We start from the raw sequence: 14,064 nt of genomic DNA, 5'->3' as shown, positions 1-14,064 counted from the left end.
CCGAGAGCGACCCCCCGGAACGGCAGCAGGGCGCGTGACCCGAGCAGCGACCCGGCCACGGCCACGTCGTCGGTCTCGGGGGCCGAGGCGACCGCTTCCAACCGAGCGGCCTGGGCGCGGAGCGCTGCCTCCGAAGCGGCTGAGAACACCCACGGCACCACCTCAGGACGCGGACCGGAGAGTGCCACGGCCGGCTCCGGCCAGCCGCCGACGATCACGTGACAGTTCGCCCCGCCCATGCCGAACGAGCTGACCCCGGCGAGCAATCCGGCCGGATCGCCGGCCCACGGCTCGGTCGCGCGCTGGACGGCCAGTACGCCGTCGGCCAGTGGAATGGCCGGGTTCGGCGCCACGAAGTGGAGGCTGGGCACCAGTTCGCGATGCCGCACGCTGAGCACCGTCTTGACCAGTCCCGCGATGCCCGCGGCTGCCTCCAGGTGACCGATGTTGGTCTTGACGGAGCCCACTCGCAGCTCCCGTCGACGGCCCTCGCCGTAGACAGCACGCAGGGCCGCCGCCTCGATCGGGTCGCCGACGCGGGTACCGGTGCCGTGCAGTTCGACGTAGCCGACCTGCCCGGCCTCGATTCCCGCCGAGCACAGTGCGGCGCGCAGCACGGACTCCTGCCCGGCACGGCCGGGCACGCCGAGCTCGTTCTCGTCGCCGTCATGGTTCATCGCGGTGCCATGGATCACCGCGACGACCGGGTCACCGTCGGCTAGGGCGTGTGCCAGCGGCTTGAGGACGACGAACGCTCCGCCCTCACCTCGGACGAAGCCGTTGGCCCTGGCGTCGAACGTGTGACACCGGCCGTCGGGAGACAAGGCACCGAAGCTGTCCAGCAGTGCGAAGCCCTCGGGGGCGAGGTCGAGGTTGACACCGCCGGCCAGCGCGGTGCCGCACTCGCCGCGCCGCAGGCTCTCGACGGCGAGGTGGACCGCGACCAGTGACGAGGACTGGGCCGTGTCGACGGTGAGGCTCGGACCGCGCAGACCGAGCGTGTGCGACACCCGGTTGGCGATCATGCCGCGGTGCCGGCCAGGGACGGAGTGCGATCCGATGGTGTCGTCGCCGTGTCGGGCCAGCACCTTCGCGAAGTCGTCCGACGCCACCCCCACGAACACACCGGTGGCGGTGTCGCGCAACGCGTCCGGAGCGACGCGGGCCGACTCGATCGCCTCCCAGCCGAGCTCGAGCATCAACCGCTGCTGCGGATCCATGGCCGCGGCTTGCTCAGAGTTCAGGCCGAAGAAGTCGGCGTCGAACGCACCCGGCTCGTCGAGGAAACCGCCGCGGTAGCCGGCGGCCGCGTGGTCCGCGGGCGCGTCGGTGACCGCATCGGTTCCGGTGCGCAGCAGCTCCCAGAATCGGGCTGGCGTCGCGGCGCCCGGAAACCGGCACGCCATGCCGACCACTGCCACCGCACCCTCGGGAATCGTTGACATCGGCTCTTTCCTCCCCGTTTCTTCTCAGCTGAGAATGCCGCTCTCCGGTGCTCGGCTGAACCGGTCGAAGAGGACCCCGAGCCCGGAGGCCATGGCCCGGACCGGGCCGGCGTCGAAGAGATGCGTCTTGTACTGGATGGACACGATCGACTCGGTCCGGCGCTGGACGGCCTCGACAATGAGGTCGTAACCGCCTGGCGGGCTGCATCCGGGCAGCGGTGTCACCGGCGCGTCCTCGACGCTCAGGTCGAATGGCTTGCCGGGCAGGAAGTTGAACAACACCTGCACCAAAGGCGCCCGGTCCCGGGAACGCGGCGCCCGCAACAGCCCGGGCAGTAGGGCGAATGGGTAGTTCAGGTGCGGGAGTGCTGAGCCGAGCTGCCGACCGCACCCGGCGAGTACTTCGGTGAAGGTGGCGTCGGGGTCCAGTCGTACCCGGTAGGGCGGGGTGTTGACCAGATAGCCGACGGTGTTGCGTGATCGCGGCCGTAAGCGGGTCGAGGCGGTGTAGCCCAGTAGGAAGTCCTCCTGCCGGGTTTCCCGGTAGAGCTGAATCTGAAAGATCGTGAACAGGTAGACGAACGGCGTGACACCCGCGGAGCGCGCCGCAGTGTCCAGCCGATCACTGAATTCCGGGCCGTAGGAGACCCTTTCGGTGGCACTCGCCGTGGGCGCCGGACCGGTCCGCCCGGGGCGCAGGGTCAGGTCTGGCGGAAGCGGCAGGCAAAGCTCCCGCCAGTACGCTTCGGCCCGAGTCCGGCGCGGCCCGGCCAGCAACGCCTGCTCGTCGGCGACGAACTCGTCGTAGTCGGCCGCGGCCGGCAGTTCCGCCCGGTCGCCGCGGCTCAGCGCGGCGTACTCCTGCAGTAGGTCGCGCAGCAGCAGCATCTGGGCGGTCACGTCCATGGCGATGTGGTGAGCGGTCAGCACGAGGACCGACTCGGCGGCTGTGCTGGTCAGGGTGAACCGGAACGGAACATCCTTCTCCAGGTCGAACGGCCGGGCGGCAAGCTCTTCGACGATGGCGGCGATCCCGGCCTCGGTCACGTCCGCCGAGGCGCGCACGTCGAGCGGCGGCACCCGGTCGTCGGCGACCAACCGGATCGGGCCGGCCGGCCGAGAGGCGAACGTGGACCGCAGCATCGAGTGTCGCTCGGCGACCAGGCGCAATGCCCGGCCGAGCCGGTCCGCATCCACCCGGCGGGGGATCAGGACCGGCGTGGCGCCGTTGAACGCACAGTCGTCCGGACGCATGCAGTACAGGAACCAGAGCGCCTCCTGACCGACCGACAGGGAATGTTCCGTGATCACGTCATCGTCTGCTCTCCCGCCGGAACGGCCGCAATCTGCTCGCTCAGCCCGGCGGCGATGCTCTCGACGGTCAGGTGCACCTGGAAGAAGTCCTGTTCCAGCTGTACACCGAAGGTCTCCTCCACCTCGGCGCCCAGGGACGCCTTGGCGAGCGAGTCGACGCCGTACCGGACCACGTCCTCGTCGGCGTCGATCTCACCGGCGTCGATCTCGAGGTAGTCGGCGAGCCGCTCGACGAGCCAGCCTTCCAGGTATGCGGGTGTGATGGTCATCAGGCGCTCCGGACGCTGACCGGGCGCATGTCGGTCCACACCAGCTCGATGTGGTCGACGCACTGTTGCTCGGTGCCGGTGAAGTCGGCGTAGTGCCAGCCAGCCGGCCGGTCGCGATCGGTCCACCAGATCGAGTACTGGCCCTCGTCGTTCACCACGACGTGGAACTGGTCGTCGATGTCGGTCATGGGGATTACCTCCGTCACTGGTTGTCGTCTTCCGCCTGCAGCTCCGCGATGCGCGCGGACAGGTCGGCGATGGTGGGTGATTCGAAGATGTCGGCGAACGACAGCTCGATGCCGAGGCGCTGCTTGATCTGCCAGATGATCTGGATGATCAGCATCGAGTGGCCGCCGAGTGCGAAGAAGTCGTCGTTCACGCCGACGCCGCTGAGCCCGAGCGTGCCGGCCCAGATGTCGGCCAAGGCCAACTGCAGCGGCCCTTCCGGCGCGACGTAGCCGGCGGCCAGCTCCGGCCTGATGCCCTCGACCGGGGGCAACGCGGCCCGATCGGCCTTGCCGCTCGGCAGCAGCGGGACGGCGTCGATGGAGACGATCACCGACGGCACCATGTAGCCGGGCAGGGCGTCACGCAGGAACGGGCGGATCTCGGCGAGCTCGGCGGTGTCGTCGCGGGTGACGACGTGAGCGACGAGCCGGGCACCGCCGGGGCCGTTCTCGTCGACCGAGGCGACCGCGTCCACCACGTCCGGGTGGCGGGCCAGTGCCGCCTCTACCTCGCCCAGCTCGATCCGGTGGCCGCGGACCTTGACCTGCTGGTCGACCCGGCTCAGGTATTCGAGCCGGCCGTCGGCCAGGTAGCGAACCAGGTCACCGGTCCGGTAGAGGCGTGCGCCCGGCGCCGTTCCGTACGGGTCGGGCCGGAAGCTGAGGGCCGTACGACCGGGGCTGTTGCGGTAGCCGCGAGTGACGCCGATCCCGCCGATCCACAGCTCCCCCGGCACGCCCTGCGGAACCAGCCGCATGCGCTCGTCGAGGACGTACACGGTGGTACCGGCGACCGGCCGGCCGATCGGGATCGTGCGGCCGTTGGCCATCTCCGGGCGGCACCGGCCCATGACCGACACCACTGTCGTCTCGGTCGGGCCGTAGCAGTTGTACATCCGTAGCCGGTCCGCCCACCGGCGCACCACCTGCGGAGTCACCGACTCGGCGCCGGTACCGATCGACCTCAGCGACGGCAGGTCGCTCTCCGGCAGCGATTTGAGTACAGAGACCGGCAGGTGAAGCGCGGTCACCTCGTTCGCGTCGATGTGCCGGGCGAGTTCCGCGCCGTACCGGTACGTGTCCGGAGGTTGGATGTACAGCGTGCCGCCCTGGGTGAGCGGCAGTACGGTGGCCGACAGCGCCGCGTCGAAAGCTGGGCCGAAGGCGTTCGACGACCGGGTGTCCGGAGAGATCTCGAACAGGTCGGCCTGGTAGCGCACCAGGCTGACAAGGCCGCGATGGGGAACCTCGACGCCCTTCGGCAGGCCCGTCGACCCGGAGGTGTAGATCACATACGCGAGGTTGTCCGCGCCACCGAGCTGCGGCAGGTCGGCAGGGCTGAAGGCCGACAGGTCGACACCGGTCCGGACCACCCGTGCGGTGTGCGCGGGGAGACCGGCGGCCAACTCGTCGTCAGTCACCAGGGCCACCGCACCGGTATCCGCGAGCATGTAGGCGATCCGCGGCGACGGGTAACTCGGGTCCAGCGGCACGTACACGCCACCGGACTTGAACGTGGCCAGCAGGGCTACCACCGCGTCCACGCCGCGCGGGAGCAGTACCGCCACCGCCTTCTCCGGACCGGCACCGATCGAGCGCAGGTAGCCGGCCAGGCGGTTGGCACGCCCGTTGAGTTTCGCGTAGGTCAGCCGGTCGTCCCCGCAGGCAACCGCAATCGCCTGCGGCGTCTCCGCGGCCCGCCGCTCGATCATGCGGGCAACGGTCGTGTCCGCCGAGAGGTCGGGGACCGCGGGGCCAGTGCTCCACTCGCGGGTCAGCCGGTACCGCTCGGCGTCGCTCAGCATGTCGATCTCGGAGGCGCGGATGCCCGGCGAGGCCGCCACCACGTCCAGGATCCGGCGGAAGTGCGCGACCATCCGGTCCAGCGTCGTCTCGTCGAAGAGATCGGTGCTGTAGACGACACGACCGTAGAGCCCGCCGGACAGATCGTCGCCGGCACCGGGCGGGAGGATGTCCAGCATCTCGGCCGGCACCTCGACGTCCAGTGGCACCTCGGTCAGGTAGACCTCGACGTCCAGATGAGTGGTCAGCTTGCCGGTCATGAAGAACGACGACTGCAACTCCGCCATCTCCAACAGGCCGAGCGGCATGTTCTGCAGCTGGAACCCGACCTGCACGAGCGGATTGCGGCTCAGGTCCCGGGGCGGTGCCAGGGCGGTCACCAGGCGTTCGAACGGGATGTCCTGGTGGGCGTACGCGCCGAGGGTCGTCTCCCGGACCCGTTCGACCAATTCGCTGAACGAGGGATCGCCGGAGCAGTCGGTGCGCAGCACCAGCGTGTTGATGAAGAATCCGACGAGATCCTCCAGCACCGCACTGCGCCGGTTCGCGACCGGCGCGCCGATCACCACATCGGTCTGCCCGGTGTAGCGCACCAGCAGCGCCTTGAACGCGGCCAGCAGCACCATGTAGAGCGTGGCGCGATGTTCTCGTGCGACCGCGCGCAGACCGTCCACGACCGAGCGCGGCAGCGTGAAGAAGCGTGTCGAACCCTCGTAGGTGGAGACGGCCGGGCGCAACCTGTCGGTCGGCAGTTCCAGCACGGCCGGCATCCCGGTCAGTTTGCCGCGCCAGTAGGCGAGCTGGGCGTCGATCACCGTCTCGGTCAGCCACTCGCGCTGCCAGACCGCGTAGTCGGCGTACTGCACCGGCAGCGGGGGCAGGCCGGGGTCCGAGCCGGTGGCGTATGCGCCGTAGAAGGCACCGAGCTCCTTGGCGAGCAGGCTGGAGGACCAGCCGTCGCCGACCATGTGGTGGATGACCATGACGAAGACGTGGTCGGTCGGCGAGATCCGCAGCAGCGTGGCCCGGAAGACCGGCCCAGCCGACAGGTCGAACACCCGGGCGGCCTCCTCCGAGCTGATCCGGGTCGCCTCGGCCAGCCGCTCCTCGGCGGTCTCGCCAGCCACCTCGATCACCGGCATCGGCACCTCACCGGCGGGCAGCACGACCTGCACCGGGCGGCCGCCGGACGGTGCCGGGAAGACCGTGCGGAGCACCTCGTGCCGGTGGACGATCGCGGTCACTGTGCGGTGCAACGCCTCGACGTCGAGCGGTCCCAGCAGGCGGTAGGCGGCTGGCAGGTTGTAGAACGGATTGCCGGGGATGAGCTGGTCGAGGAACCACAGCCGCTGCTGCGGGAAGGACAGCGGCAGCTGCTGGTCGCGGTCCACCGCCACGACCGGCGGCAGCACCGCGGTGGCGCCGCCGGCCAGCATCCCGGACACCACCTGAGCCAGCCCCGCCACGGTCGGCGTGTCGAACAGCGCGCCGAACGGCACCTCCACGCCGAACGCCTCGCGCACTCGGGACATCACCCGGGTCACCAGTAGCGAGTGGCCACCGAGCGCGAAGAAGTCGTCGGCGGCGCCGATTCGGTCGGCGCTCAGCAGGTCCGCCCAGATTCCGGCGATGACCTCCTGCACCGGGCCGCTCGGTGCCACATAGCCCTCGTCCGCTCGGGTGATCACCGGGACCGGTAGCCGGGACCTGTCGACCTTGCGGCTGGCCAGCATGGGGATCTCGTCGACGGCGACGATCAGCGAGGGCACCATGTAGCCGGGCAGTGACTCGGCCAGGTACCCGCGCAGCCCCGGCACGTCCACCGAATCATCGGCCGGGACGACGTAGCCGACCAGGCGACGGTCACCGGGGATGTCCTCGCGCACGATCACTGCCGCACGGGAGACGCCGTCATGCCGGGAGAGCGCCACCTCGATCTCACCCAGCTCGACCCGGTGCCCACGGATCTTGACCTGGTGGTCGATCCGGCCGAGGAATTCGAGATTGTGGTCCGGCCGGTAGCGGACCAGGTCACCGGTGCGGTAGAGCCGCGCGCCGGGTGCGCCGAACGGGTCCGGCACGAACTTCTGCGCGGTCAGGCCGGCCCGGCCCCGATAGCCCCGGCCGACGCCGACACCGCCGAGGTAGAGCTCGCCCGGCACGCCCACCGGCAGCAGCCGCGCGCGGTCGTCGAGCACGTACGCCGTGGTGTTGGGCAGTGGGCGGCCGATGGGCAGCACACCGGTGGCCTGCTCGGCGCCGTCGATCCAGTTGAACGTCGTGCCGATGCTGCCCTCGGTGGGCCCGTAGTGATTGGCCAGGCGCACCCGCGGGGACTCGGCCAGCTCGGCGAGGAGCCCGCTGCGGAGCACCGCCTCGCCACCGACGAGGAGGATCCCGGTGAGGTCGGCGACCTGGTCGGCGGTGAGGCGTTCCTCGGCTGCCAGCTCGGACGGTGTCATCTTGAGGTAGGACAGCCGCTCGCCCTCGGCCAGGAACGGCTCCGCCTGGATGACCGACTTCTCGTGCGCGGGCAGAATGTGCAGCCGCTGACCCGCGAGGAGCGGGCAGAACGTATCCCGGACGGTGGTGTCGAACGCAAGGCTGTAGTGGCTCACCCCGCCGTCGCCCTGGCCGTCGATGATCCCGGCCCACCAGCGCAGGTAGTTGGCCACGCTGCGGTGGGTGATCTCGACGCCCTTCGGGATGCCGGTCGAACCGGAGGTGTAGATCAGGTACGCGAGGTTGCCCGGCCGGGCGGACGAGGGCAGGTTGCCGCCCTCCTGCTCGGCGATCAGCGGCCAGTCGGCGTCGATCCGCACCACCGGCACGTCGTGCTCGGGCAGCTCGCGTGCCTCCGCCTCAGCGGTGAGCACCATCGCCGCGCGCGTGTCGGCAAGCATGAACGCCTTGCGAGACAGCGGATAAGACGGGTCGATCGGCGCGTACGCGGCGCCCGCCTTGAGCACGCCGAGCATCGCGATCACCGATTCGACGCCGCGGTCGAGGCTGATGGCCACCACCGTCTCCGGGGCTGCGCCCAGTGTCCGCAGGTGTCGGGCCAGCCGGTTGGCCCGCTCGTTCAGCTCCGCGTAGGTGAGCCGGTCGGTTCCGCAGACCACGGCCACCTCGCCGGACGAGCGTGCCGCCTGCCGCTCGAACAACTCACCGAGGGTGGCGTCCGGCCCGAGGTCTGCGCCGGTGGCGTTCCACTCCTCGACCAGCAGTCGCCGGTCGGCGCCGGTCAGCACGTCGAGCCCCGCCACCGGCTTGTCCCACTCGGCGACCAGCGCGTCGAGGATCGCCAGCAGGTGCCGGCTCAGCTGGTCGACGGTGGGCTCGTCGAATCGGCGGGTGTCGTAGTTGATCTTCAGATCGAGGGTCTGGTCGAACTCGGCGATCAGCGTCAACGGGTAGTTGACCCGGGTCCGGTAGTCGACGGCGCCCACCTCGACGACTGGCGCCGCGGTCGCCTCGGCCAGCGGGTAGTTCTCGAAGGCCAGCATCGTCTCGAACAGCGACGCGTCGGTCGCCAGCCCGGACCAGCGGTGGATATCGGTCAGTGGCGCCCGGCCGTACTCGCGCGCCTCGGCCTGGTGGGCCTGCAGCGACCGCAGCCAGTCGCCGACCGTCTGCCCACGGCGTACCTCCGCGCGGATCGGCACCGAGTTGAGCATGACGCCGACGATCCGGTCGGCGCCGGCGAGTTCTGCCGGCCGCTCCGCGGCGCTCAGCCCGAACACCACGTCACGGGTTCCGGAGTAGAGGGCGACGAGCAGGGCCCAAGCACCGGAGACGACGGTGTTGACGGTGATCCGCTGCGCCGCCGCGAACGAGCGGATCCGCTGGAAGCCGGCCGCGTCCACGGCCAGCTTGCGGCTGCCGTCGGTGTGCCAGCGCGCGGTCCGGCCGTCGCCGAAGAGCGGGGCCGGTTCGTAGCCGGCCAGCGCATCGCGCCAGAATCGGTCGGCGCCGTCCGGTTCGCTGCCCTGTAGCCACGCGAGGTAGGCGCTGTACTGCACCGGTTCGGGCAGGTCCGGTTCCCGGCCGGTGAGCAGCGCCGCGTACACCCGGGACAACTCGCCGTAGACGGTCTGCAGGCTCCACCCGTCCATCAGCAGCTGGTGGAACGACCAGACCACGTGCGTGCCCTCGGTGGTATGGAAGGCCGTCACCCGGTAGAGCGGCGCCGTCGCCAAATCGTACCGGCGGTCCAAGTCCTCCTGCGCGTACGCATCGATCGCCTTCCGCTGGTCGTCCTCCGGCAGACCGGTGAGGTCCCGGCGGTCGACGGCGAAGCCGACCCGGCGCCAGACGATCTGGACCGGCTGGTCGATGCCCTCCCACTCGAAGCTCACCCGCAGCGCGTCATGCCGCTGGATGACGATCTGCCACGCCTTCTCGAAGAGGTCCATGTCGAACTCGCCGCGGACGGTCCAGCGGTACTGCGCGACGTAGATCGAGTCGTCGTCGTCGAGCAGGCCATGGAACAGGATGCCCTCCTGCAGCGGGGTGAGCGCCTGGATCTCCTGGACATCTCCAACGTCGTAGGTCACTGTCTCAGCTCTCCCGCCGGGTCATACGCTTCATCAGCTTGGCCATGTCGCTGTCGGAGACACCTGTGGTGGGGACCCGGGTGTCCTGCGCCGCCGTGTCGCAGATCTCGCGCAGGGCGCCGGTGTACGCCTCGGCCAGCCGCACGACGTCAGGTGCGCCGATCCGGTCCGGATCGAAGGTCCAGGTGGTCACCAGCCGATCCGACGCCACCCAGGCGTTGATCTCCACGACGTGCGTGCCGTCGCTGCGCGAGCGCTGGTTCGGCCCGGTGGTCATGTCCTCGGCGGTGAGCACCTGCCGCAGCAGGCCGTCACCGGTGACGAGCAGCTCCGGCCGGCCTGAATAGTTGAACCGGACCGACGGGCGGGGCAAGCCGGCCAGCCCGCCGGCCGACTCCGGCGGCGCCAGGTAGCGGAGAAGCCCGTACCCGATCCCGTGCCGCGGCACCGCGCCGAGCCGGTCGCGCATGTCCCGCAGCCGGGTGGCGACGTCCTGGCCCGCCCGCGGCGCCGGGAGCAGCAGCGGGTACATGGCGGTGAACCAGCCGACGGTGCGGGACAGGTCGACGTCGTCGAACATCTCCTCGCGACCGTGCACCTCGAGGTGGATGGAGATCGCCGATTCGCCCGCCCACGAGCAGAGCACCGGGGCGAGCGCGGTGAGCAGGCCGGCGTCGATTCGGGTGCCGAGCACCTCGGGCACCCGGCGTAGCAGGATGTCGGTTGCCGTCTCGTCCAGCGAAACGGTCACCGTGTCCACTTTGCCGGCGCCGGTACCGGCCGGTGCCGGGCCGGCGACCAGCTGGGACCGCCAGTACGACAGCTCGTCGTGTAGTGCCGGATCCTGCGCGTGCTCCTGTAGCCGACCGGTCCAGGTGCGCCAGCTCGTCGTCTCGGGGAGCTCGGGTGGCCGTCCCCCGGCGAGCTGACGGTACGCGTTCTGCAGGTCGTCGAGCAGGATGCCCCACGAGACGATGTCGACGGCGACGTGGTGCACGACCACGACCAGTGCGTCCTTGCCGGCCGAGCCGCCCACGACGATGGCGGCCCGGAACAGCTCGCCGTCGGCCAGGCTCAACCGGCCGCTCAGCTCGGTCGCAACCGCGTCCAGGTCGGTGACGCCCTCGATCCGTTCCAGCATCGGCCGCGGCTCGCCCGCCGGCACCTCCGGGATCTCGTGTCGCCAGGCGCCGTCGGCGTCGCGGCGGAAGCGGCCGCGCAGCACGGCGTGGTGCCGCCACACCGCGCCGAACGCGCGGTCCAGCAGCTCCGGATCGACCGCGGCGTCGAGTTCGCCGATGTAGCGGTGCCCGAACTCGTCGCGGCCGGTCTCGATCTCGGCGAAGAACCACCGCTGGATCGGGCTGAGTGCGGCCGGGCCGGTGGGGTCACCGGTCACTGTGAGCGGGATGCGGGTGCCGGCCTTGGCGAGCTCGGCCACGGTCTGGTGCTCGAAGACGTCCTTCGGCTTGAGGATGATGCCCTCCTGCCGGGCCCGGCTCACCATCTGGATGCTGGTGATCGAGTCGCCGCCCAGTTCGAAGAAGTTGTCCGCGGCGCCGACCCGGCGCAGGCGCAGTACGTCCGCCCAGACCCGGGCGAGCGCCGCCTCGACCTCGTCGGCCGGTGCGACGTAGCTCTCGCCGTCGCGCAGCGTCTCCCCGTCCGGCGCGGGCAGGGCGGAGCGGTCCACCTTGCCGTTGGCGTTCAGCGGCAGTTCGGTGAGGACGACGAACCGGGACGGGATCATGTAGTCGGGCAGGTTCGCCGAAAGGTGCTCCCGCAGCTCGGGCGCCAGCCGGTCCTGCGCCTTGCTGGTGATCCGCCGACTGATCGGGTGGTTGGTCATCCGGCCACCGGGTGCCGACGGTGCGAAGTCGACAAGGACCGGTGCCGCGGGTTTCGGGATGAGAACCGCGTCGAAATTGCCAGCGCTGTGCGGCGACAGCAGACTCAGGTGCGCCTCGTAGCCGGACTCCTCGGCCATCGCGTACACGTCGGCCGGGTCCAGCGCCGCTCCGCCGCCTTGACGCAGGGAGCTCTCACCCCGCAACGTCGGCAGGAATCGCGCGGCGGCCTGAGCGGCCTCGGCCGTCCGGGCGTTCGGGATCTCGCGGTACGCCAGGCAGGCGGGCCGCTCGCGCAGAGCCTCGCGCAGCGTTCCGGCATCACCGTTCCAGGTGATCCAGGCCGGCGGCCGGAGCACCGGCGCCGGGCGCCGTACGTGCACCATGACGTCATAGCGGTAGCAGCTCATCTCATTGCGCGACCGGGACCGCTTGGGCATCACCTCGACATGAGTGATCTCCGGATGCCGCTCGGCCAGCCGCAGGAAGTACGCCGGTGCGACAAGCAGCTCGTTCTCGCCTTCGAGTGCCAGCTTGACGCGCTCCCGGACCGTCTCCTCCCCATCGGCCGCCTGTACCAGGCTCACCTGGAACGGGACCTCCAGGCCCAGGTGGCGGACGTCGCCGACGAAGATCCGCCCGTGGTCCACCACGCTGACGGCCCGGTCCAGCACCTCGTCGAGATATCCGGCGTCCGGGAAGTACTGGACGATCGAGTTGAGCACCACCAGGTCGAAGCGTTCGGTGTCGAGACCGGTGAAGTCGGTCGCCTCCTGGGTCTGGAAACGGGCGTTGGCACGTCCCGCCTCACGGAAGTGCCCCCGCAGGTCCTCCAGGGTGCCGGGGCTGAAGTCGGTGCCGACGTACCGCCCGGCTCGCTCGGAGAGCCGCCAGGCGAGCAAACCGGTGCCGCAGCCGATCTCCAGCACGCTCGCACCGTCGCTGGCCGGGAGCCGGGCGAGCGTGTCGTCGCGCCACTCCCGCATCTGCTCGGCACCGATCGGTTCCCGGCGGTAGGAGTCGTTCCAGCCGAAGATGTTGAAAGTGCCGTCCATCGTGTGGTGCGTTCCGGTGGACTCCTCGAACAACGCCCGCCACTCGGCCAGGTGGTCGGTCTCGCTGGCGCGCCGGTCACTCTCGCCCCGGCTGACGACGTACGCGACCAGGCGCCGCTCGCCGGGCACGTCCTCGCGGATCATCGCCACCGCGTCCGCCACCTCGGGATGCGCGCTCAGGCTGCTCTCGACCTCGCCCAGTTCGACCCGGTGTCCCCTGATCTTGACCTGGTCGTCCACCCGGCCGACGAAGTCGAGGTTGCCGTCCGGCAGGTAGCGGACCAGGTCGCCACTGCGGTAGAGCCGGGCGCCGGGACTGCTGCTGAACGGGTCCGGCACGAACCGCCGGGCCGTCTGCCCGGGCCGGCCGTGGTATCCGCGGCAGACCGCGGCGTCACCGATGTAGAGCTCGCCCTGGGCGCCGATCGGCACCGGCCGCATCCCGGCGTCGAGGACGTAGAGCGTGGTGTTCGGCAACGGCCGGCCGATCGGCACCGGGCGGTCGGTAGGCAGGGCGGCGGGAACCGGGTACATCGTGGTGGCGGTGCCGGCCTCGGTCGGGCCGTAGCCGTTGTAGATCCGCACGTGCGGATACCGCTGCTGCACCTTGGCGACGTGCTGCGGCGACAGCACCTCGCCGCCGGTGAGAATCGCCTCGACCCCGGCCAGCGCGTCGAGCGCGACGTCCGCGAACTGGTGGAGCAGCGGCGCGGTGAGCCACACCGCGGTCACGCCCTCACGCTGGATGGTCGCGCCCAGCTGGTGCGGGTCGGGGACACGGCCCTCCTGAACGATCGTGCGGCCGCCCTGGGTGAGCGGGCACCACAGTTCGAGCAACGCGGCGTCGAACGAGATCGGAGCGAGCTGGGTGGTGACAGGGGCACCGGCCGACCACCCGTTCGCCATGCCCGTCAGGACCCGGGTCAGGCTGATGTGGGTGATCTCGGCGCCCTTCGGGATTCCCGTCGAGCCCGAGGTGTAGAAGATGTACGCCAGATCCTGGGGCCGGGCGTGGGCGCCGGGGTTCGTCACCGGCTGCCTGTCGAGTTCGGTGCCCTCGTCGTCCAGCAGCACCACGGTCGCCTCGTGCGGCGGCAGGACGCCGGCCAGCGCCCGCTCGGTGATCACCACCGCAGAGCCGGTGTCCGAGATCATGAACGCCAGTCGCGACCGCGGGTACTCCGGGTCCAGCGGCGCGCAGACGCCGCCCGACTTGAGTACCGCCATGATCGAGACCACCGCTTGCACCCCGCGCGGCAGGCACACCGAGACTACGGTCTCCGGACCCACGCCCAGCCCACGCAGGTGATGGGCTATCCGGTTGCTGCGCTCGTTCAACTCGCGGTAGGTGACGCGTTGTTCTCCGCAGACGACGGCGACCAGGTCGGGTGTGCGTTCCGCCTGCTCCTCGAACATGCGCGCCACGGTCGATTCGGCCGGGAAGTCCGCAGCCGTGTCGTTCCACTCGACGAGGAGCCGGTGCTCCTCGTCGGCGGTCATCAACGGCACGGAGAACAGGGAGAGTCCGCCGGGATTCAATGCCATCCT

General features: G+C 70.4%; 6 protein-coding genes. All 6 read right to left on the bottom strand.

The window, feature by feature from the left end; translation table 11 throughout:
* On the bottom strand, window positions 1-1,445 hold a 1,445-nt coding region (locus Aco03nite_RS49180), incomplete at its 3' end, for a polyketide synthase (RefSeq protein WP_239146070.1).
* 24 nt (window positions 1,446-1,469) lie between these two features.
* A complete protein-coding gene (locus tag Aco03nite_RS49175) occupies window positions 1,470-2,756 on the bottom strand; it encodes a condensation domain-containing protein (protein ID WP_203809534.1) in 1,287 nt (428 codons plus the stop codon).
* The gene (locus Aco03nite_RS49170) at window positions 2,753-3,028 is read right to left on the bottom strand and encodes an acyl carrier protein (RefSeq protein WP_203809532.1); all 276 of its coding nucleotides are present in this window, start codon (window positions 3,026-3,028) and stop codon (window positions 2,753-2,755) included. The genes Aco03nite_RS49175 and Aco03nite_RS49170 overlap by 4 nt, the downstream gene beginning before the upstream one ends.
* Window positions 3,028-3,216, bottom strand: a complete 189-nt coding sequence (locus tag Aco03nite_RS49165) for an MbtH family protein (protein ID WP_203809530.1) — start codon at window positions 3,214-3,216, stop codon at window positions 3,028-3,030. Before Aco03nite_RS49165 ends, Aco03nite_RS49170 begins: the two co-directional genes overlap by 1 nt.
* A 14-nt stretch (window positions 3,217-3,230) precedes the next feature.
* Window positions 3,231-9,614, bottom strand: coding sequence for a non-ribosomal peptide synthetase (locus tag Aco03nite_RS49160; protein WP_203809528.1), 6,384 nt, complete (start codon window positions 9,612-9,614; stop codon window positions 3,231-3,233).
* 4 nt (window positions 9,615-9,618) lie between these two features.
* A complete protein-coding gene (locus Aco03nite_RS49155; RefSeq protein WP_203809526.1) occupies window positions 9,619-14,061 on the bottom strand; it encodes a non-ribosomal peptide synthetase in 4,443 nt (1,480 codons plus the stop codon).
* Window positions 14,062-14,064: the final 3 nt, after the last annotated feature.

This window comes from Actinoplanes couchii (assembly GCF_016862075.1).
GTDB lineage: Bacteria > Actinomycetota > Actinomycetes > Mycobacteriales > Micromonosporaceae > Actinoplanes > Actinoplanes couchii.
Note: the sequence above shows the minus strand (reverse complement) of the source record. Positions and strands in the feature narration are given on the sequence as shown.